The organism is Glycocaulis sp. (genome assembly GCF_050485565.1).
GTDB lineage: Bacteria > Pseudomonadota > Alphaproteobacteria > Caulobacterales > Maricaulaceae > Glycocaulis.
Genome location: NZ_JBJHBQ010000016.1, coordinates 1 through 22,024 on the forward strand (window position 1 = coordinate 1; position 22,024 = coordinate 22,024).

Consider the following 22,024-nt stretch of genomic DNA (forward strand, 5'->3'; position numbering starts at 1 on the left):
GATAATGTGGAAGTGACGGTCGACCTGATCCAGCCGATCGCGATGGAAGAGAAGCTGCGCTTCGCCATCCGTGAAGGCGGACGCACCGTCGGCGCCGGCGTCGTATCCAAAATCCTCGATTAAGAGGCGTTCTGCCTTCGCGTCAGCGAATCGGAGCGAAGAGCAGGAAATGCATATGTGACCGGCCCGGAGCGATGCTCCGGGCCGGTTCTTTTTTGGGCCGAAGCAGAAAATTGCGCCCGCCGCGCCCCGGTTTGATGACCTTTTTGCAACAGGTTGTAGGCGAACATGTGTCAGGGCCGCACCAAGCGCTTGGCGCAGTATGAAGTTTCCGCAATGGTAGCCCCAAGCGAGGCTGTGAAAGGCCCGCTGACTCGCATTTGCGGGTTCGTGGCCTTGAGCCTCGTTGAATTTGACTGCCTTAAACCAAAGGGGAAACATCGTGAAAAAGTGGAATAGAGAAGCTCTCTTGCGGACCTCGGTCCTCGCAGGCTTCGTGGCGGCTGGTGCTGCTGCGGCTCCCGCGATTGCGCAAGAAGATGAAGGTGCCGCGCAACGCGAAACCATCCAGATCACCGGTTCGCGTATCGCACGTCCTGATGCGACCGCGCCGAGCCCGATCGTGTCGGTCGATGCGCCTGCGCTCGAAGTGAACAACACGATCAACATCGAAGACTACCTCAACGACCTGCCGCAGCTGATTCCGGGTTTCGACGCCACGTCGAACAACCCCGGTAACGGCACGGCCAACCTGTCGCTGCGCGGTCTGGGTTCGGGCCGCACGCTCGTCCTGCTGGACGGCCGCCGCATGGTGTCGGAAGGTGCTGGCCAGACGGTCAACATCAACACCATCCCGGCTGCTCTGATCGAGCGCGTTGACGTGGTGACCGGTGGTGCCTCGGCTGTGTACGGCTCTGACGCCGTCGCCGGTGTTGTCAACTTCATCCTGCGTACCGACTTTGAAGGCGTCGAGCTCGACACCTCGCACCGTTGGTCGGAGCAGGGTGGCGGTTCCAACACGTCGATTTCCGCAACGATCGGTGGCAACTTCGCCGATGGCCGCGGTAACGCCGTGCTGAACATGTCGTACAACCGTCGTGAAGAGCTGTTCCAGGGTGACCGCGAGTTCTCGCGTAACACGCTGATCGATAACGGCTCTGGCACGTTCGGCACGACCGGCTCGGTTCTCATTGAAGAAACCCTCATTGCGCCTGGCGGCGTTGTGCTGGGTGGCGGCACGTTCGGCGACTTCGGCTGGGCAGCGGCTGGTCTTCAGGATCGTTTCGATGATCGCTGCGTCGGCACGCCTGACACCTGCTGGACCTTTGCTGCCCGTATTGACAGCAATGGTCTGATCCAGCCCTTCCGTACGGCTGGCCCGAACAATGACCGGTACAACTACGCACCGGACAACTATCTCCAGCTGCCGCAAGAGCGTTACAACTTCGCTGCGTTCGCGAATTACGAGATCAACCGGCACTTCGAAGTCTACGGCCGTGCGATGTACTCGAACGTGATCGTGGACAGCCAGCTGGCTCCGACGCCGGCCGCTCTGCGCTTCACCGTCACTGAAGACAATGCCATCTTTGACGGCCACGCGGACGTGCTGGAACTGTTCCGTAACACCCCGGCCATCTTCCAAGGCGTCAATGCCGATGGCCTGGAAGAGTTCCAGTTCGACATCGGCCGCCGTTTCACCGAGTTCGGCCCGCGTAACAGCCTGCGTGACACCCACGCCATGCTGGTCGGCGGTGGTGTCCGCGGTGATCTGTTCCTGTCGGGCTGGACCTATGATGTCTACGCTCACTTCGCACGCACGCGTGCGGACCAGATCCAGACGGGCAACCTGTCGGTTTCGGCCTTCACGGCGCAAGTGAACAATGGCAACGCGCGCATCTTCGACGGTGCGGGCGCTCTGTCTGACGCCGTGGTGGCAGCTGCCAGCCGTACGGGCGCGATCTTCGAAACCAACGAGCAGGTCCAGTTTGTGGCCACGACTCAAGGTGAGATCGACGCGTTCCGCTTCGGCACGGCCAATACGCCGCTGCAAGTGGTGCTCGGTGTCGAGTATCGTGAAGAATCCGCTCGCCGTCAGCCTGACTCGGTTCTTGGCCCGGATGTCCGTGGCTTCAACCAGTCGACCTTCATCGAAGGCCGGTTTGACGTGTACGAGTTCTTCGCGGAAGGCGTCCTGCCGGTTATCGAAGGCGGTACCTTTGCCGAATACCTCGGTCTGAACGCCGCTTACCGTCGTTCGAACTACACGACCGTCGGCAACACCGACACCTTCGCCATCGGCGCTGAGTGGATCCCGGTCAGCGATGTCCGTTTCCGTGCTCAGTTCCAGCGCGCTGTTCGTGCGCCGTCCGTGTCCCAGCTCTTCCAGACGGACACGAATGGCTTCCCGGGCGTGTCTGACCCCTGCGCCAGCGGCCTGGGTGCCTGGAACAACCTGTCGACTGCCCAGCAGACGACGGTCCAGGCGAACTGTGAAGCCAATGGTGTGCCGGTTGGTAACGTGCCGGTTGCCCAGGTCAACTCGCAGGTGGAAACCATTTTCCGCGGCGCTCGTGACCTGCAAGCAGAAGAAGCCGACACGATCACCCTCGGTGTGTCTTACTCTCCGTCCTTCCTGCCGGGCCTGACCCTGCGGGCGGACTACTATGACATCGAGATCGGTAACGCGCTGAGCGGCCCGTCTGCTCAGGAAGTGGTCAACTCCTGTACGCTGTTCGGCGTTCAGGCCGCCTGTGACCTCCTCATTCGCGGTGCTGGTGGTACGCTGACCTTGATCGACTTCCTGTCGACCGAGAATCAGACCGGCCTCTACGTCCGTGGTATTGACTATGGCTTCGACTACCTGTTCGACGCCGGTGACATGGGTACGTTCGCTCTGGGTCTGAATGCGACCTGGACCGACACCAGCTCCTTCCAGTCGTCTCCGCAGACGACCCGGATCGAGTGCGCCGGCTTCTACGGTGCCGACTGTGGTCAGCCGACCCCGGTTCACAAGTGGCTGGCAAGCGCGTCGTGGATGTACGGCCCGCTGACCACCAACCTGCGCTGGACGCACGTGGGTGAAGTCACGGACACGCTGACGCAGTTCTATGGCGCCCGCGCCGATCAGCTTGACGTGACCCACATCGGTTCGATCGACTATTTCGACCTGAACCTCAGCTATGACTTCACGGACAACGTGCGGTTCTATGGCGGGGTGCGGAATATGTTCGATCAAAGCCCGCCGATCGTCGGTGACGGCCCGCAATCCCAGCAGGCCAACACCTGGCCGGCGACCTACGATCCGTTCGGTCGTCAGTTCTTCCTGGGCGTGACCGCGCGTTACTAGGTCAACCCGATAACGGAAGTGAAGTGGCCCTCTTCGGAGGGCCACTTTTTTTGTGTAAACCTAGCTCTGAGCTTCAATAAGGGTGCCCGCTTTCCGGGCATCGGGGGAGGAGAGAGGTCATGAACGCAGCGCCGGGCCAGATGTTGCAGGAATCCCTGCGCCTCCTTCAGGCCGGGCAGGTTGATGCCGCTGACGGTCTGCTCAGGCGGCTGCGTGATTCATGCCCCCACGAGGCTGATGTGTGGCGCCTGTCCGGTGCGGCTGCGCAGGCGCGGGGGGATTTGCCGGCAGCAGAGACCTATCTGCGCGAGGCTATCCGGCTCCGGCCATCGCACCATGAGGCTTCAAATGCCCTTGGGCTGGTATTGTCCCGGCAAGGGCGCGTCGGGCAGGCGCGGGAAGTCTGGGAACAAACCCTGGCAATGGCACCCCAGCAAGCGGCTGCGGCGATAAATCTTGCACGCTCCCATCTGGATGCTGGAGACCCGCAAAAGGCAGCCGGGCTGGTGGCGCGTCATGCCGGGCGTGATCCGCTTGCGGCGCTGGTCCACGCGCAGGCGCTGCGCGCCGGCGGCGACCCGGCGCGTGCTCTTGATGCCTATCAGCGCAGGCTCCAGCTCGTGCCAGGTGATATCAAGGCAGCTTTCGGGATTGCACTATGCTGTATCGATCTCGGCCGTGCAGAGGAGGGGCTGGAGCGGCTCGAAAGCCTGCCCGCCGGGCGCGATCCGCAGATTGAGTATGCCCGCTTCTCGGCTCTGGCCAGGATGGGGCACCTTGACGCTGCGCAGAAGGCTGTTGAGACGGTGCTTAGCTTAAATCCTGGCGATCTCCCAGGGCTGGAGGGGGCGGCCCAGCTGCTTTGCATGACCAGCCGGCCCGACAAGGTGCCAGCGCTGTTTGCACGCGCGCTGGAGGCGACAGGCTTCGCCCTGCCGGTAGAGCTGCAATATATCGATACGCTTGTCCGTATGGGTGAGTTCGATGCCGCGCGCAGCGCCGTTGATGCGGCCGGTAAAAGGCATGGCGTTCAGCCCGCCTTGCTCGACCGCGCTATCGCTGTTGAAGTCGAAGCTGCCGACAGTTCGCGAGCGTTCACGCTGGCGCAACAGGCCGGGGAGCTTTTTCCGGCCGAGGCCAGCCTGCTTGCAAACCGGGTGCGCGCCGCGTTCATGGCCGGTGATGCCCGCCATGCCGCGCCTCTGATTGATCAGGCCATGAAGACGATGCCGGAAGGACGGTTCTGGACGGCTATGGAAGCGACTCTGGCGCGCCTGAGCGATGACGCTGACACCTATGAAACGCTGTGCGGCCCCCAGCTGGTTATGACGTCATCGCTGCAGCCCCCGCCTGCATATGGCGGGATAGAGAATTTCAACATGCAGCTGGCAGAGTTCCTAAGAGGGCTGCACGCATTTTCGGCTGCGCCGCTCGGCCAGTCTCTGCGGGACGGGACGCAAACCTCATCCGATCTTCGCCATAATGAGAACCGGCTGATCGTGGACTTTTTTTCCATGGTTGAGCAGGCGTTTGACCGGTATCGCGCAAGGCTCAAGCCCATCGCCGGGCATCCGCTGCTTGGCAATATGCCAGACAGGATGCACGTCCAGGGTGCCTGGTCGGTACGCCTGGGCCCCAACGGGCGTCATGTGAACCATGTCCATCCCGAAGGGTGGGTCAGCTGCGTCTATTATGTGTCCGTGCCGCCGCAGATTGCCGGGTCGTCCAGCCAGGAGGGATGGCTCAAATTCGGAGAGCCGCCGTTCGCGGTACCCGGGCTCGGGCCGCACGATCACGTTGAGCCGCGCCCTGGCGAACTCACGATCTTTCCCAGCTATCTCTGGCACGGAACTGTGCCGATCAGCTCTGGCGAACGGCTGACCATCGCTTTTGACATCGCACCTGGCAGTGGCCGGGGGAATGCGTGATGAGCGGGCTGCAGCATCATTGGGATACTTACTGGCAAGGCAAAGGCGGCGAGTCACAGGCCGTCAATGCACCGGGGATCGCAAGGGAGCTTGCGGTCTTCTGGAACACGCATGCCGGGGGCGCTCTGGAGGGGCGGCCGGGTGCGCGGCTGCTGGACCTGGCCTGCGGGGCCGGTGTGGTGGCGCTGGAATCGGCACGCGCAGCGCAGGCGCGCTGCGTTGACTTGCAGATCGTGTGCATGGACATAGCCCTTGAGGCGTTGCTAGCCGCGCGAGAGGGCCTGTCGGGGGCGGGCAATGTGTCGGTCATTGCCGGCGATGCTGGCGCGCTGCCGTTCGCTGCGGGCAGTTTCGATCTCGTTTTCAGCCAGTTCGGTGTCGAATATGCAGGCATGGACGCCTTGTCACAGGCACCTGTTGTGCTGGCCGAAGGCGGAGAGCTTGCCTTCCTGTGTCATTACAAGGATGGTGCCATCCACGCTGAGTCCCTCCGCAATCTCCGGGTTTGGGACGCGGTGGAGACGTCGGGTCTGCTGAACCTTGCTCTGGACCTGCTTGAGACGGCCTATGCTGCCGATGAGGGTAAGGGCAGTCAGGAGGGCCTGCATACCTGCGGTGTGGCCTACCGGCAAGCGGCCGAACAGACCGGAGCGCTGGCTCAAAACTCTGATGGGGAAGCGGCCCAGAATGTCCTGCGTCTGCTGGGGGATATTGCTCAGCTGATCCGGCGCCGCGCCGCCTATGATCGTGATGATGCTCGCGGCTGGATACGGGCTCAGACCCGTTCCTGTGCGGCGGTACGCCAACGCCTGCAGGACATGACCGCAGCTGCTCTGGATGCCGGGCAGGTGCAAGCCGTGCTGGCCGCCTGGCGTGAACAGGGGTTCGATGTTCCCGATCCCGATGCGTTGACGCTGGGTGATGACACGAAGCCGGGCGCGTGGTTGCTCAAGGCAATCCGCACCTGATAAGCTGATTTTTCGTTCATTGGGCTTGCTTCGCGGCAGCTTTTTTTGCAGCGCCCTGTTTGCATATCGCTGCAGGCGATGTATTAGCTCCGTCCTCAACATCAAAAGAGGGGATGTGTGTCTCCGCTTTTCTGGTTGGTATAGGGGTGTAGCTCAGCTGGTAGAGCGGCGGTCTCCAAAACCGCAGGCCGGGGGTTCGAGCCCCTCCGCCCCTGCCAGTTGCTGGTTGTGCGCGATTATCCCGCGCACCCGAATTTGAGTTTGAAAGAGGCGATGGCAAAAGCAGGCAAAACCGGTCAGCCGGCACGCACAGGCGCAACCGGGCAGGGCAGCGGCACTGCCTCCGGTGGCTCGTCTGCGCCTGCGCGCAAGAAGACGACCAATCCGTTCCGGTTTCTTGGCGAGGTGCGTCAGGAGGGCCGCAAGGTCACCTGGACCAGCCGTGGTGAAACGATCGTGTCGTCCATCTTCGTGCTGGTGCTGTCAGTGATCGCCGCCATCTTCTTTTTCGGCGTCGATTCGCTGATCGGCCTGATTGTCAATTTCCTGCTCGGCCTGGGGGCCTGATACGCATGCCGGCCAAGTGGTATATTGTTCACGCCTACTCGAACTTCGAGAAGAAGGTTGCCGAGGCGATCCGCGTCGAAGCGGCGCAGAAGGGCCTGTCGGACAAGTTTGAGGACATCGTGGTCCCGACCGAAGAGGTCACCGAGATCCGCAAGGGCCGCAAGGTCAATGCCGAGCGCAAATATTTCCCCGGCTATGTGCTGGTGAAGATGGACATGACCGATGAGGCTTACCACCTCGTCAAGAATACACCCAAGGTGACGGGCTTTCTCGGGTCGGGTAACCGCCCGCTGCCCGTTCCGGAAAGTGAAGTGCTGCGTATCATGGGCAAGATGGAAGAGGACGCTGAAAACCCGCGCCCGACCATCTCCTACGAAATCGGCGAGACGGTGCGCGTGACGGACGGCCACTTCTCCAGCTTCAACGGTATCGTTGAGGAAGTGGATGAAGGCCGCTCGGTGCTGAAGGTCGCCATCAATATTTTCGGCCGGGCGACCCCGGTCGAGCTCGAATACAGCCAGGTGGAAAAAGCCAGCTGACTGTAAATCTGGTGCGGGAGGGTTCGGGAAAGTCCATTCCGGGTCCGTTCACCGCGCCACCCGCGTCTTGTGAGGCTCCACGAGGGGACTCGCGAGGCATCTTGAAACCGGGGCAAGCCCCGCAAAGAGTGACAGGGATATGGCCAAGAAAATTTCCGGCTACATCAAGCTGCAGGTTCCCGCCGGAGCCGCTAACCCCTCGCCGCCAATCGGCCCGGCGCTGGGTCAGCGCGGCGTGAACATCATGGAGTTCTGCAAGGCGTTCAACGCCAAGACGCAAGAGATGGAAAAAGGGATGCCCATCCCGACCATCATCACCGTCTATCAGGACAAGTCCTTTACCTTCGAGACGAAGACGCCGCCGGCGAGCTTCCTTCTGAAAAAGGCTGCCAAGGTCCAAAAAGGCAGCGCCACGACCGGCAAGTCCGGCCCGATCGGCAAGATTTCGCGCGCCCAGTGCCGCGAGATTGCGGAATTGAAGATGAAGGATCTCAACGCCAACGATCTCGATCAGGCGACGAGCATTATCGAAGGTTCGGCCCGGTCCATGGGCCTGGAAGTGACGGGGTAGGCGGACATGGTGAAAATCGCAAAACGCGTTGCCGCATCCCGTGACGGGCTGGACCGCAACAAGCTGCATTCGATCGACGATGCTGTCGCTTTCGTGAAGTCGAAGGCCAGCGCCAAGTTCGATGAAACCATCGAGATCGCCGTCAATCTGGGCGTTGACCCGCGTCATGCCGACCAGATGGTGCGTGGCATCTGCCCGCTGCCGAACGGCACTGGCCGTACGGCGCGCGTCGCTGTGTTTGCCAAGGGCCCGAAGGCTGAAGAAGCCCAGAAGGCCGGCGCGGACATTGTTGGTGCCGAGGATCTGGTGGAAACCGTTCAGGCCGGCAATATCGACTTTGACAAGGTGATCGCCACCCCGGACATGATGCCGCTCGTCGGCCGTCTGGGTAAGGTGCTCGGCCCGCGCGGCATGATGCCGAACCCGAAGGTCGGCACGGTGACCATGGATGTCGCCAAGGCCATTGAGCAGGCCAAGGGCGGCGCTGTCGAGTTCCGTGTCGAAAAGGCCGGGATCGTTCACGCCGGCGTCGGCAAGGCCAGCTTCTCGGCCAAGCAGATTTCGGAGAATGTCCGCGCTCTGCTTGACGCGCTGAACAAGGCCAAGCCGGCTGGTGCCAAAGGACAGTATATCCGCAAGATCTCGCTCAGCTCGACCATGGGTCCGGGCGTGAAGATTGATGTTGCGGAAGCCAGCAGCGGTGCAAGCGCTGCTGCGTAACTGAAGACTTGAGTTTCCAGAGCCGGGTCTCACCCGGCTCTGGCGGCTGGTTTGCCGGGCTTGCCCGGTCTGCCAGCCACCTGTCCGAGACCGCAGGGGCGGGAAGGGGGCTTTGCCGCCGGACCGCTTAATCATACGACGGCCCTGCGCAGACGGGAGTACGAAAATACCTGTTTTTCGCGTGTCATGCGCGGCAAGCGGCGTCATTTCGTTCCCCGGACAGGAGTAATGGCGGGGGTGAACGCGCTCCGGGATGGTCCTGGAGAAAAGCGGCGTCCCCATCACCGCAAGATGACCGGATGTTCCGGTCATCGTGTAACGGGAGACCGCAATGGAGCGAGCCCAGAAAGTCGAAGCCGTCGATGCCTATAAAGGCATTTTCGCCGGCGCCGGCTCGGTAGTGATTGCTCACTACTCCGGACTCACTGTTGCGGAAATGACGTCTCTGCGTGCCGAACTTCGTAAGTCCGGCGGGCAGTTGAAGGTTGTGAAGAACCGTCTGGCCAAGATTGCCCTGAAGGGCTCTGCGGCTGAAGGCGCTGCCGACATGTTCACCGGACCTGTCGCCATTGCCTACGCCGAAGACCCTGTTGCGGCACCGAAAGCCACTGCGGACTTCGCCAAGAAGAACGACAAGCTCGTTCTGCTCGGCGGGTTCATGGACGTTACGGTTCTTGATGAAGGCCAGGTCAAGGCTCTTGCCACCATGCCGTCTCTGGACGAGCTGCGCGGCAAGCTGATCGGTCTCATCCAGGCGCCCGCCACGAAGGTCGCAGGGGTTGTTCAAGCCCCGGCCGGCCAGCTGGCCCGCCTGCTTCAGGCCTATGCAGACAAACAGGCTGCATGACGCCGTCTCCGCATCTCTAGTGACAACGCATTCAAACAGGACTGAAAACCATGTCGAAGATCGAACAACTCGTGGAAGACCTTTCCAGCCTGACCGTGCTGGAAGCTGCTGACCTCGCCAAGCTTCTCGAAGAGAAGTGGGGCGTTTCCGCTGCTGCTCCGGTGGCGGTTGCCGCTGCTGGCGGCGCTGTTGGCGGTGACGCCGCTGCTGCGGAAGAAAAGACTGAATTTGACGTCATTCTCGTCACCGCCGGTGACAAGAAAATCAACGTCATCAAGGAAGTCCGTGCCATCACCGGTCTTGGCCTGAAAGAAGCCAAGGACCTGGTGGAAGCCGGTGGCAAGGCCGTCAAGGAAGGCGCTGCCAAAGCCGAGGCCGAGGCCATGAAGAAGCAGCTCGAAGAAGCAGGCGCTACTGTCGAGCTGAAGTAAGGATCAGGGCCGTTCGCGGTTCCTGACACAACGATCTGACGGGCGTGTGGCTTAGAGCCACGCGCCCGTTGGGGCGTTTCAAGTTTCGTCTGGCATTCCGGTCTGCCCCGGGTGTGTCAGGTCAGGGTGGCAAGCCCCCTCATGCTTGTTGCCACTTTCACCGGGGCGGGCGGGACGCATTTCGCGTCCCCGTAGGACGATGCCGGGCTGTAGCCTGGCAAAGGGAGCGGAAATGGGTCTGTCGTTCACCGGCAAGAAGCGCATTCGCAAGTCGTTTGGTCGCATCCCCGAAGCGCTGGAGATGCCCAACCTCATCGAGGTGCAAAAGCATTCCTACGAGCAGTTCCTGATGAAGGATCTGCGGACGGGCGAGCGCCCGGACGAAGGGTTGCAGGCAGTCTTCAAGTCTGTCTTCCCCGTCAAGGATTTCTCTGAACGGGCTGTTCTGGAATTCGTGTCCTACGAATTCGAGGCGCCCAAGTACGATGTTGAAGAATGCGTGCAGCGCGACATGACGTTCGCAGCGCCGCTGAAAGTCAAAATGCGTCTCATCGTGTTTGATGTGGACGAGGAAACGGGCGCGCGCTCGGTCAAGGACATCAAGGAACAGGACGTGTTCATGGGCGATATCCCGCTCATGACCGACAAGGGCACGTTCGTCGTGAACGGCACCGAGCGGGTTATCGTCTCCCAGATGCACCGCTCTCCGGGTGTGTTCTTTGACCATGACCGTGGCAAGACCCACGCCTCTGGCAAATATCTGTTCGCCGCGCGGATCATTCCCTATCGTGGTTCCTGGCTCGACTTCGAGTTCGACGCCAAGGACATCATCCATGTGCGTATCGACCGCCGCCGCAAGCTCCCTGCGACGACGCTGCTCTATGCGCTGGGCCTCGACAAGGAAGCCATCCTGTCGATCTTCTACGGCCGTGTCGGCTACAAGAAGGTCAAGGCGGGCTGGACGACGCCGTTCGTCAAGGAAAACTGGCGCGGTGTGAAGCCGCTGCGCGATCTGGTTGATGCCAAGTCGGGCGAGGTTATTGCGCCTGCCGGCAAGAAAATCGCCGCGCGCGTGGCCAACAAGCTGGCCGAAGACGGCGTGAAGAATCTGCTGGTGGCTGGCGATGATCTGGTCGGCCGCTTCTTTGCCGAAGATATCGTCAATGCCGAAACCGGCGAAATCTTCGCCGAGGCCGGTGACGAGATCACGCTGGAGCTTCTCGAAGAGATCACCAATGCGGGCTATGGCGAGATCGAGGTGCTCGATATCGATGGCGTGAATGTGGGCGGCTATATCCGCACTACGCTTGCCGCCGACAAGAACGACACCCGCGAGCAGGCCCTGGTCGACATCTATCGTGTGATGCGTCCGGGTGAGCCGCCGACGCCGGAAACGGCTGAAGCCCTGTTCAATGGCCTGTTCTTCGACTCCGAGCGCTATGACCTGTCCCCGGTCGGCCGGGTGAAGATGAATATGCGCCTTGATCTGGAATGCCCGGATGATGTGCGCGTGCTGCGCCGTGAGGACATCGTTGAGGTCCTCAAGGTCCTGCACGGTCTGCGCGACGGCAAGGGCGAGATCGACGATATCGACAATCTGGGCAATCGCCGTGTGCGTTCGGTCGGCGAGCTGATGGAAAATCAGTACCGCGTCGGCCTGTTGCGCATGGAGCGCGCCATCAAGGAGCGCATGAGCTCGGTCGATATCGAGACCGTGATGCCCCACGACCTCGTCAACGCCAAGCCGGCAGCGGCGGCGGTGCGCGAGTTTTTCGGCTCCTCCCAGCTCTCGCAGTTCATGGACCAGACCAACCCGCTCTCGGAAGTGACCCACAAGCGCCGCATGTCAGCGCTTGGCCCGGGCGGCCTGACGCGTGAGCGTGCCGGCTTTGAAGTGCGCGACGTGCACCCGACCCATTATGGCCGGATCTGCCCGATCGAGACGCCGGAAGGCCCGAATATCGGCCTTATCAACTCGCTCTCCACGTTTGCGCGTGTGAACAAGTACGGCTTCATCGAAAGCCCGTACCGCAAGGTGGAAAACGGCAAGCTGACCGATCAGGTGGACTATCTGACCGCGATGCAGGAGGCCAAGTTCAACATCGCCCAGGCCAATGCGACCGTGAGCGACAAGGGCGAGCTGGCCAACGAGTTCGTCAACTGCCGTATCGGCCCGAACCGTGATGCGACGCTGATCCCGCGTGAAGACGTGGATTATATCGATGTGTCGCCCAAACAGGTCGTGTCGGTGGCCGCAGCGCTCATTCCCTTCCTGGAGAATGACGACGCCAACCGCGCTCTGATGGGCTCGAACATGCAACGCCAGGCCGTTCCGCTGCTGCGCAATGAAGCGCCGCTGGTGGGCACCGGTATGGAAGCGGTTGTGGCCCGCGATTCCGGTGCTGCCATCATCGCCCGCCGTGACGGCGTGGTCGAACAGGTGGACGCGCAGCGTATCGTGGTGCGTGCCACCGGCGATATTGATGCGGCGGCTTCGGGCGTCGACATTTATCGTCTGGCGAAGTTCCAGCGTTCCAACCAGTCCACGTGCATCAACCAGCGCCCGATCGTGAAGGTCGGCGATGTGGTGAAGGCCGGTGACATCATTGGTGACGGACCGTCGACGGATCTCGGTGAGCTTGCGCTCGGCCGGAACATCGTCGTCGCGTTCATGCCGTGGAATGGCTACAACTTCGAGGACTCCATCCTCATCTCCGAGCGTATCGTGCGCGATGACGTCTTCACCTCGATCCATATCGAGGAGTTCGAGGTCATGGCCCGTGACACCAAGCTCGGCCCGGAGGAGATCACCCGCGATATTCCGAACGTGGGCGAGGAAGCCCTGCGCAATCTCGACGAAGCCGGCATCGTGGCCGTTGGCGCCGAGGTTGAGGCCGGTGACATTCTCGTCGGCAAGGTGACGCCGAAGGGCGAAAGCCCGATGACGCCGGAGGAGAAACTCCTGCGCGCCATCTTCGGTGAGAAAGCCTCCGACGTGCGTGACACCTCGCTGCGCCTGCCGCCGGGTACCACGGGTACGATCGTGGAAGTGCGCGTGTTCAACCGTCACGGCGTTGACAAGGACGAGCGTGCGATCTCCATCGAGCGTGATGAAATCGCGCGCCTTGGCGAAGACCGCGATGACGAGCTGGAAATCCTCGAGCGTGACATCTTCTCGCGTCTGAAAACGATCCTTCTGGGCCGCGAGGCGGTTTCCGGGCCGCGCGGCTTTGCCAAGGGCAAGGTCACCGAAGGCTCGCTGGAAGAGGTGCCTGCCTCCCAGTGGTGGAAGATCGGCCTTGAAGACGAGAAGGCCATGGCCGAGGTCGAAGCCCTCAAGAAGCAGTATGACGAGTCCAAGGCCCGCCTGGACCGCCGCTTCGAGGATAAGGTCGAGAAGCTGCAGCGCGGCGACGAGATGCCCCCGGGCGTGATGAAAATGGTCAAGGTGTTCGTGGCGGTGAAGCGCAAGCTGCAACCGGGCGACAAGATGGCCGGCCGTCACGGCAACAAGGGCGTGATCTCCAAGATAAACCCGCTCGAAGACATGCCCTTCCTGGCAGATGGCACGCCGGTTGATATCGTGCTGAACCCGCTGGGCGTGCCCTCGCGCATGAATGTGGGTCAGATCCTCGAAACCCATCTGGGCTGGGCCTGTAAGGGTCTCGGCCAGCAGATCGGCCTGGCCTATGAAGCCTATACGCGCGATGGCGATGGCAATGCGCTGAAAAAGGCTATCAATTCGGCCTATGGCGAAGAGCAGGAACTGCCCGAGGACGAAGGTGATATCGCCGAGCTGGCCCGCAATCTGACCCCTGGTGTGCCGATTGCCACGCCGGTCTTTGACGGTGCACGCGAACCCGACATTGTCGAGTATCTCAAGCGTGCCGGTATCGATGAGAGCGGCCAGTCGACGCTGTATGACGGCCAGACGGGCGAGCCCTTCAAGCGCAAGGTCACGGTCGGCATCAAGCACTTGCTGAAGCTGCACCACCTTGTCGACGACAAGATCCACGCCCGCTCCATCGGCCCGTACAGCCTGGTTACCCAGCAACCGCTGGGCGGCAAAGCGCAGTTCGGCGGCCAGCGCTTCGGCGAGATGGAAGTGTGGGCGCTGCAGGCGTATGGCGCTGCCTACACCCTGCAGGAGATGCTCACCGTGAAGTCGGACGACGTGGCCGGCCGCACCAAGGTCTACGAGGCCATCGTGCGCGGCGACGACGCCTTCGAAGCGGGCATCCCGGAAAGCTTCAACGTGCTGGTCAAGGAAATGCGTTCCCTTGGCCTGAACGTCGAGCTCGTCAACGAATAGGCCGCTAGCGGCCAAACTGTGATCAGGTGGCAGGGCTCGCCCTCAGGGTCCTGCCGCCGCCACCGTCAAGGAGACGGACATGAACCAAGAGGTCATGAATATCTTCAACCCGTCCGCCGAAGGCCCGGCCTTCGACCGGATCCGGATTTCGCTGGCGAGCCCGGAGAAGATTCTCTCCTGGTCGTTCGGCGAGGTGAAGAAGCCTGAAACGATCAATTACCGCACGTTCAAGCCCGAGCGTGATGGCCTGTTCTGCGCGCGCATCTTTGGTCCGATCAAGGACTATGAGTGCCTGTGCGGCAAGTACAAGCGTATCAAGTACAAGGGTATTGTCTGCGAGAAGTGCGGCGTGGAAGTGACGCTGGCGCGCGTGCGCCGCGAGCGCATGGGCCATATCGAGCTGGCCGCACCGGTTGCCCATATCTGGTTCCTGAAATCGCTTCCCTCCCGCATCGCCCTGATGATGGACATGGCCCTGAAGGACGTGGAGCGCGTGCTCTACTTCGAGGCTTATATCGTCATGGAGCCGGGCCTGACCCCGCTGCAGCAGCATCAGCTCCTGAGCGAGGAAGAATACTATCAGGCGGTCGACGAGTACGGCGAGGACGCCTTTACGGCCGGCATCGGCGCGGAAGCCATCCGCGAGCTGATGGCCAATATGGATCTGCCTGCGCAAGTCGAGCGCATGAAGGAAGAGATGAAGGAGACCGGCTCGGAGCTGAAGCTGAAAAAGCTCTCCAAGCGCATCAAGCTCCTTGAATCGTTCATCTTCTCGAAGAACCGCCCTGAGTGGATGATCATGACGGTCGTTCCGGTCATTCCGCCGGAACTGCGCCCGCTCGTGCCGCTGGATGGCGGCCGGTTTGCGACGTCGGACCTGAACGATCTCTACCGCCGGGTCATCAACCGCAATAACCGCCTGAAGCGCCTGATCGAGCTGCGCGCGCCGGACATCATCATCCGTAACGAGAAGCGCATGCTTCAGGAAGCGGTCGATGCCCTGTTTGACAATGGCCGCCGTGGCCGTGTCATCACCGGCACCAACAAGCGCCCGCTGAAGTCTCTTTCGGACATGCTCAAGGGCAAGCAGGGCCGGTTCCGTCAGAACCTGCTCGGCAAGCGCGTGGACTATTCGGGCCGCTCGGTGATCGTGGTCGGTCCCGACCTGAAACTGCACGAGTGCGGTCTGCCCAAGAAGATGGCGCTGGAGCTGTTCAAGCCCTTCATCTATGCGCGTCTCGACGCCAAGGGCCTGTCTGGCACGGTCAAGCAGTCGAAAAAGCTGGTCGAGAAAGAACGCCCCGAAGTCTGGGACGTTCTGGACGAAGTGATCCGCGAGCACCCGGTTCTCCTGAACCGCGCGCCGACGCTGCACCGTCTCGGCATCCAGGCGTTCGAGCCGAAGCTGATCGAGGGCAAGGCTATCCAGCTTCACCCGCTGGTCTGCGCCGCGTTCAACGCCGACTTCGACGGCGACCAGATGGCCGTGCACGTTCCGCTGAGCCTTGAGGCGCAGCTGGAAGCGCGCGTGCTGATGATGTCGACCAACAACATCCTCTCGCCCGCCAACGGTAAGCCGATCATCGTGCCGTCGCAGGATATCGTGCTGGGCCTCTACTACCTCTCCATCGCCAAGGATGGCGAGCCGGGCGAGGGCATGGTCTTTGGCTCCATGGCCGAGATCGATGCGGCGCTGGATGCCGGTTTCGTGACCCTGCACTCCAAAATCAAGGCCCGCTATGAGGGCGTTGACGAGGACGGTGAGCCCAAGGTCAGCGTCATCGACACGACGCCGGGCCGCATGAAGCTGCTCGAGCATCTGCCGCGTCACAAGCTCCTGCCGCCGAGCCTTCTTGATGAGCTTCTCACCAAGAAAGCGGTCGGCAACCTGATCGACGAGGTCTACCGCCACACCGGCCAGAAGGCGACGGTCATCTTCTGTGACCGCATCATGCAGCTCGGTTTCCGCGAAGCGGCCCGTGCCGGCATTTCCTTCGGCAAGGACGACATGCTGATCCCGGACGCCAAGGCCACTCTCGTCAACGAGACGCGCACCCTGGTGTCGGACTACGAGCAGCAATATGTGGACGGCCTCATCACGCGTGGCGAGAAGTACAACAAGGTCGTTGATGCGTGGGCCAAGTGCACCGACAAGGTCGCTGACGCCATGATGGACGAGATTTCCAAGCCGATCGCTGCCGAGAATGGCCGCACAGGCGAGATCAACTCGGTCTACATGATGGCCCACTCCGGCGCGCGCGGTTCGAAGAACCAGATGAAGCAGCTTGCCGGTATGCGCGGCCTGATGGCCCGTCCGGACGGCTCCATCATCGAGACGCCGATCATCTCGAACTTCAAGGAAGGTCTGACGGTCCTTGAATACTTCAACTCGACCCACGGCGCCCGTAAGGGTCTGGCCGATACCGCGCTGAAGACGGCGAACTCGGGCTATCTGACCCGCCGCCTGGTCGATGTCGCGCAGGACTGCATCATCACCGAAGATGATTGCGGCACCTCGCAAGGCATCGAACTGTCGGCTGTCGTCGATGGCGGTGAAGTCGTCGTGTCGCTGGGTGCGCGCATTCTTGGCCGCACCACGGCAGAAGCGGTGAAAGATCCGTCTTCGGGTGATGTGATCGCTCCGGCGGACACGTATCTCGACGAAGATCTGTGCGCGGCCATCGAGGCTGCGGGCGTGATCTCGGTCAAGACCCGCTCGCCGCTGACCTGCGAAACCCGCTGGGGCGTCTGCGCCACCTGCTATGGCCGTGATCTTGCGCGCGGCACGAAGGTGAATATGGGCGAGGCTGTCGGTGTCATCGCGGCCCAGTCCATCGGTGAGCCGGGCACCCAGCTGACGATGCGGACCTTCCACATTGGCGGTACCGCCCAGGTCTCCGAGCAGTCCTTCATCGAAGCGCTCAATGATGGCAAGATCGCCTTCAATGACCGCTCCACGGTGAAGAATTCCGAAGGCGCTCTCATCGTCATGAGCCGCAACATGCAGGTTGTGGTCATGGATGCCGAGGGCAAGGAACGCGAAGTCTACAAGCTCCCCTACGGTGCGAAGCTGCGTGTGGATGCGGGCAACAAGATCAAGCGGGGCGACCGCCTGGCCGAGTGGGACCCGTACACCGCACCGATCGTCACAGAAGTGGGCGGCCGTGTGAAGTTCATCGATACGATCGAGGGCCTCACGGTGCGCGACGAAACCGACGATGCGACGGGCATTGCCTCGAAAGTCGTCATTGACTGGCGTGGTACATCCTCGAAGTCGAGCTCCATCCAGCCTGCCATTGTGGTCACCGACGAGAAGGGCGAGCCGGTCAAGCTCGCCAATGGCTCGCCGGCCAACTACATGCTGTCGGTTGGTGCGATCCTCTCGATCAGCGATGGTGATGAGGTGAAGCCGGGCGATGTGATGGCCCGTATCCCGACCGAAGGCGCCAAGACGCGCGACATCACCGGTGGTCTGCCGCGTGTTGCCGAGCTGTTCGAGGCCCGCCGGCCGAAAGACCACGCGATCATCGCCGAAACCACAGGCCGTGTTGAGTTCGGGCGTGACTACAAGAACAAGCGCCGCATCATCATCACGCCGGAAGGCGACGGGGCAGAGCCGGTGGAATATCTCGTTCCGCGCGGCAAGCACCTGACCGTTCAGGAAGGCGATATCATCCAGCGCGGCGAGTATCTGCTCGACGGCAACCCGGCTCCGCACGACATCTTGCGGATTCTCGGTGTCGAGGCGCTGGCCAAGTATCTCATCAACGAGATCCAGGAGGTCTATCGCCTGCAGGGCGTGCCGATCAACGACAAGCACATTGAAGTGATTGTCCGGCAGATGCTGCAGAAGATGGAAATCCTTGATCCGGGCGATAGCGGCTATCTCGCGGGCGAGCACGTTGAAAAGCTCGACTTCCTCGAGATGAACGAGAAGCTGGAGAAAGAGAAGAAGCGTGCGGCCACAGGCGAGCCGGTGCTGCTGGGCATCACCAAAGCCTCGCTGCAGACGCGCTCCTTCATCTCTGCGGCCTCGTTCCAGGAGACGACGCGCGTGCTGACCGAAGCCTCCATCCAGGGCAAGGTCGACATGCTCGAAGGCCTGAAAGAGAACGTGATTGTCGGCCGTCTGATTCCTGCCGGTACGGGCGGCACGATGCGCGAGTTCCAGTCAGTTGCTGACAAGCGTGATCGTGAGCGGCTGGCCGAGCGCGAGAAGGAAGCGGCCAAGGGTGCCGAAGCCTTGCCGGCGGAGATCGCTGAAGAGGCTGCCAGCGAACAGGGCTGATAGTCCTTACTGGCGCTAGAACAGAGGCGAGGGCTGCTGGTTATTCCGGCGGCCCTTTCCTTTTGTTCAGGGGCTGATCTGGCCCATGTGAACGGGGTGTAAAAATCCGGTTGCGCGTCTCTTGACGCGGACAGGCCAGATCAGTAGGTTCCGCGCTCGTTTTCAGGGGTGAGCCGTAACTTCGGCCCGAGGCGAGTGCCAAGGCCAGTTAGACGTCGCCTGAAACAAAGACATAACTCAACACCGTCCGTGGGCGTGAGCAGTGAGGCTCCCGTCCGGCGGTCGGGTTTACGCGCTTGCGGTGTCCGCTACTGGACGCCAACGCGCATTGGGATCAGGAACGGACGTAGCTGCATGCCTACGATTAACCAGCTCATCCGCAAACCGCGGAAAGACAAGCCGAAGCGCAACAAGGTGCCTGCGCTCCAATCGTGCCCCCAGCGGCGCGGCGTGTGCACGCGTGTGTACACCACGACACCGAAGAAGCCGAACTCGGCGCTTCGTAAGGTGGCCAAGGTGCGTCTGACCAATGGCTACGAAGTTGTGAGCTACATCCCCGGTGAGGGCCATAACCTTCAGGAGCACTCTGTTGTCCTGATCCGCGGTGGCCGCGTGAAAGACCTTCCCGGTGTCCGTTACCACATTCTGCGCGGCGTTCTGGATACCCAGGGCGTCAAGGATCGCCGTCAGCGCCGTTCGAAATACGGCGCGAAGCGTCCGAAATAAGGAGAGGCTCTCATGTCCCGTCGTCACCGCGCAGAGAAACGCGAGATTCTGCCCGACCCGAAATTCGGTGATCGCGATCTCACGAAGTTCATGAACTACATCATGGTAGACGGTAAGAAATCCGTCGCCGAGCGCATCATTTATGGTGCGCTGGAAATCGTTGAAGAGAAAGCCAAGCGCGAGCCGGTGCGTGTATTCCACGATGCTCTGGGCAATATTGCTCCGGAGATCGAGGTGCGTTCGCGCCGCGTTGGTGGTGCCACCTATCAGGTGCCTGTCGAGGTGCGCCCTGACCGCCGCAAGGCTCTGGCCATCCGCTGGCTGGCGGCTGCTGCCCGTGCGCGCAACGAAAACACGATGCGCGAGCGTCTGGCCGGCGAGCTTCTCGATGCGGCTTCAAACCGCGGCACGGCTGTGAAGAAGCGTGAAGACACGCACCGCATGGCCGAAGCCAACCGCGCCTTCTCGCATTACCGCTGGTAAATCCGGCTAAACGACCGATCATTCAAGGACCTCTCCCCCATGGCCCGCACCCACAAGATCGAGGACTACCGCAATTTCGGCATCATGGCCCACATTGATGCCGGGAAAACGACGACGACCGAGCGGATCCTCTATTACACCGGCAAATCTCACAAAATCGGTGAGGTCCATGACGGCGCGGCCACCATGGACTGGATGGAGCAGGAGCAGGAGCGTGGCATCACGATCACGTCCGCTGCGACGACCTGTTTCTGGCGTGAAAAGCGTCTGAACATCATCGACACGCCCGGCCACGTGGACTTCACGATTGAGGTTGAGCGTTCGCTTCGCGTGCTGGACGGCGCCATTGCGCTGCTGGACGCTAATGCCGGCGTCGAGCCGCAGACCGAAACGGTCTGGCGTCAGGCGGACAAGTACAAAGTTCCGCGGATGATCTTCGTCAACAAGATGGACAAGCTTGGCGCGGACTTCTTCCGTTGCGTCGAGATGATCAAGTCGCGCCTTGGTGCCACCCCGCTCGTGCTCCAGCTGCCGATCGGCGCGGAGACCGAGTACAAGGGCTGCATCGATCTGATCAAGATGCGCGCCATCATCTGGGAAGAAGAAAATCTGGGCGCCGCGTTCCACTACACGGACATCCCGGCTGATCTTCAGGCGCAGGCCGAAGAGTATCGTGAAAAGCTGATCGAGGGCGCTGTCGAGGTCGATGAGGCCGCGATGGAAGCCTATCTGGAAGGCAATATGCCGAGCGAAGAAGAGCTGATGAAGCTCATCCGCAAGGGCACGATCGAGCTGGCCTTCAACCCGATCCTGTGCGGTACGGCCTTCAAGAACAAGGGCGTTCAGCCCCTGCTCGATGCGGTTGTCGATTACCTGCCTTCGCCGGTCGACGTTCTGGCGATCAAGGGTATCGACCCCAAGACCGAGGAAGAAGTGCTGCGCAAGGCCGATGATGGCGAGCCGACCTCGCTGCTGGCCTTCAAGATCATGAACGACCCGTTCGTGGGCTCGTTGACCTTCTGCCGCGTGTATTCGGGCCATGTCGAAACCGGCACGTCCCTGATGAACACCGTCAAGGACAAGAAAGAGCGTATCGGCCGCATGCTGCTGATGCACTCGAACAGCCGTGAAGACATCAAGGAAGCGTTCGCGGGCGATATCGTCGCTATTGCGGGCCTGAAAGACACGACTACGGGCGACACGCTGTGTGACCCGATGAAGCCGGTCATCCTGGAGCGCATGGAATTCCCCGAGCCGGTGATCGAGCTGGCCATCGAGCCGAAGTCCAAGGGCGATCAGGAGAAGCTGGGCGTTGCCCTGCAGCGTCTGGCGGCTGAAGACCCCTCCTTCCGCATGTCGACCGACGAAGAGTCCGGTCAGACGATCATTGCGGGTATGGGCGAGCTTCACCTGGACATTCTGGTGGACCGCATGCGCCGCGAGTTCAAGGTCGAGGCCAATGTCGGTCAGCCGCAGGTGGCTTACCGTGAAACCATCGGCGAAGCGTGCGAAGTCGACTACACGCACAAGAAGCAGACCGGTGGTACGGGTCAGTTCGCCCGCATCAAGCTGCTCTTTGAACCGGTCGAGCCGGGCGGGGGCTACAGCTTCGAATCCAAGATTGTCGGTGGTTCGGTGCCCAAGGAATACATTCCGGGCGTTGAAAAGGGCATCAACTCGGTGCGTGAAACCGGCCTTCTGGCAGGCTTCCCGCTGATCGACTTCAAGGCGACGCTGATTGACGGTGCCTACCACGACGTGGACTCCAGCGTGCTGGCGTTCGAAATCGCGGCGCGTGCCGCCATGCGCGAAGCCAAGGGCCGTATGCGCGTGAAACTGCTTGAGCCGATCATGAAGGTCGAAGTGGTGACCCCGGACGAGTATACCGGTTCGGTCATCGGCGACCTGAACTCCCGCCGCGGCCAGATCCGCGATCAGGAGATGCGCGGCAACGCCACCGTGGTGAACGCCATGGTGCCGCTGGCGAACATGTTCGGCTATGTGAACAATCTGCGCTCGGCAACTCAGGGCCGCGCCCAGTTCACCATGCAGTTCGATCACTATGAGCCGGTGCCGCAAGCGGTGGCCGATCAGGTGATCTCCAAGATCGCCTGAGGCGTGAACAATTAGCCCCTCCGGGTTGGAAACGACAAAAAGAGTGAGTTGAGAAAATGGCCAAGGCAAAGTTTGAGCGTAACAAGCCGCATGTGAACGTTGGCACGATTGGTCACGTTGACCACGGCAAGACGACGCTGACGGCGGCGATTACGAAGTATTTCGGCGAGTTTCGTGCGTATG

General features: G+C 61.4%; 15 protein-coding genes, 1 tRNA gene and 1 pseudogene. All 17 read left to right on the forward strand.

Features of this window, described 5'->3' with window-relative positions; genetic code table 11:
* Positions 1-123: pseudogene (tuf, locus tag ACQ5ID_RS13605) on the forward strand (elongation factor Tu); the annotation flags it as partial.
* Positions 124-442: 319 nt separating this feature from the next.
* Positions 443-3,346 (forward strand): TonB-dependent receptor domain-containing protein, encoded by a 2,904-nt coding sequence (locus ACQ5ID_RS13610; RefSeq protein WP_429912974.1) that lies wholly within the window; start codon positions 443-445, stop codon positions 3,344-3,346.
* Positions 3,347-3,465: 119 nt separating this feature from the next.
* A complete protein-coding gene (locus ACQ5ID_RS13615; RefSeq protein WP_429912975.1) occupies positions 3,466-5,274 on the forward strand; it encodes a 2OG-Fe(II) oxygenase family protein in 1,809 nt (602 codons plus the stop codon).
* A complete protein-coding gene (locus ACQ5ID_RS13620) occupies positions 5,274-6,242 on the forward strand; it encodes a class I SAM-dependent methyltransferase (RefSeq protein WP_429912976.1) in 969 nt (322 codons plus the stop codon). Before ACQ5ID_RS13615 ends, ACQ5ID_RS13620 begins: the two co-directional genes overlap by 1 nt.
* A 142-nt stretch (positions 6,243-6,384) precedes the next feature.
* A tRNA-Trp gene (locus tag ACQ5ID_RS13625) sits at positions 6,385-6,460 on the forward strand.
* Positions 6,461-6,515: 55 nt separating this feature from the next.
* Positions 6,516-6,809 carry a preprotein translocase subunit SecE gene (gene secE / locus ACQ5ID_RS13630; protein ID WP_429912977.1) on the forward strand — a complete coding sequence of 98 codons (294 nt, stop codon included), beginning with the start codon at positions 6,516-6,518 and terminating at the stop codon, positions 6,807-6,809.
* 5 nt (positions 6,810-6,814) lie between these two features.
* Complete coding sequence (nusG, locus tag ACQ5ID_RS13635; protein WP_429912978.1) at positions 6,815-7,348, forward strand: transcription termination/antitermination protein NusG; 534 nt, start codon at positions 6,815-6,817, stop codon at positions 7,346-7,348.
* Positions 7,349-7,487: 139 nt separating this feature from the next.
* On the forward strand, positions 7,488-7,919 hold the full coding sequence (rplK, locus tag ACQ5ID_RS13640; protein ID WP_429912979.1) for a 50S ribosomal protein L11: 432 nt from the start codon (positions 7,488-7,490) through the stop codon (positions 7,917-7,919).
* Positions 7,920-7,925: 6 nt separating this feature from the next.
* Entirely contained in the window at positions 7,926-8,639 is a 714-nt protein-coding gene (gene rplA, locus ACQ5ID_RS13645; RefSeq protein WP_429912980.1) for a 50S ribosomal protein L1, read from the forward strand.
* 331 nt (positions 8,640-8,970) lie between these two features.
* Positions 8,971-9,486, forward strand: a complete 516-nt coding sequence (gene rplJ, locus ACQ5ID_RS13650) for a 50S ribosomal protein L10 (protein ID WP_371393823.1) — start codon at positions 8,971-8,973, stop codon at positions 9,484-9,486.
* 50 nt (positions 9,487-9,536) lie between these two features.
* Positions 9,537-9,917 carry a 50S ribosomal protein L7/L12 gene (rplL, locus tag ACQ5ID_RS13655; RefSeq protein WP_429912981.1) on the forward strand — a complete coding sequence of 127 codons (381 nt, stop codon included), beginning with the start codon at positions 9,537-9,539 and terminating at the stop codon, positions 9,915-9,917.
* Between the two features lie 232 nt (positions 9,918-10,149).
* Positions 10,150-14,229, forward strand: a complete 4,080-nt coding sequence (gene rpoB / locus ACQ5ID_RS13660; RefSeq protein ID WP_429912982.1) for a DNA-directed RNA polymerase subunit beta — start codon at positions 10,150-10,152, stop codon at positions 14,227-14,229.
* Positions 14,230-14,308: 79 nt separating this feature from the next.
* Positions 14,309-18,517 carry a DNA-directed RNA polymerase subunit beta' gene (gene rpoC / locus ACQ5ID_RS13665; protein ID WP_429912983.1) on the forward strand — a complete coding sequence of 1,403 codons (4,209 nt, stop codon included), beginning with the start codon at positions 14,309-14,311 and terminating at the stop codon, positions 18,515-18,517.
* Between the two features lie 354 nt (positions 18,518-18,871).
* Entirely contained in the window at positions 18,872-19,243 is a 372-nt protein-coding gene (gene rpsL / locus ACQ5ID_RS13670; protein ID WP_036512005.1) for a 30S ribosomal protein S12, read from the forward strand.
* Between the two features lie 12 nt (positions 19,244-19,255).
* The gene (rpsG, locus tag ACQ5ID_RS13675) at positions 19,256-19,726 is read left to right on the forward strand and encodes a 30S ribosomal protein S7 (RefSeq protein WP_036512006.1); all 471 of its coding nucleotides are present in this window, start codon (positions 19,256-19,258) and stop codon (positions 19,724-19,726) included.
* 39 nt (positions 19,727-19,765) lie between these two features.
* Positions 19,766-21,841: an elongation factor G gene (gene fusA / locus ACQ5ID_RS13680; protein ID WP_429912984.1), complete on the forward strand. Its 2,076-nt coding sequence runs from the start codon at positions 19,766-19,768 to the stop codon at positions 21,839-21,841.
* Between the two features lie 56 nt (positions 21,842-21,897).
* Positions 21,898-22,024: GTP-binding protein (locus ACQ5ID_RS13685; protein WP_291025186.1), on the forward strand; the 127-nt coding region annotated here is incomplete at its 3' end.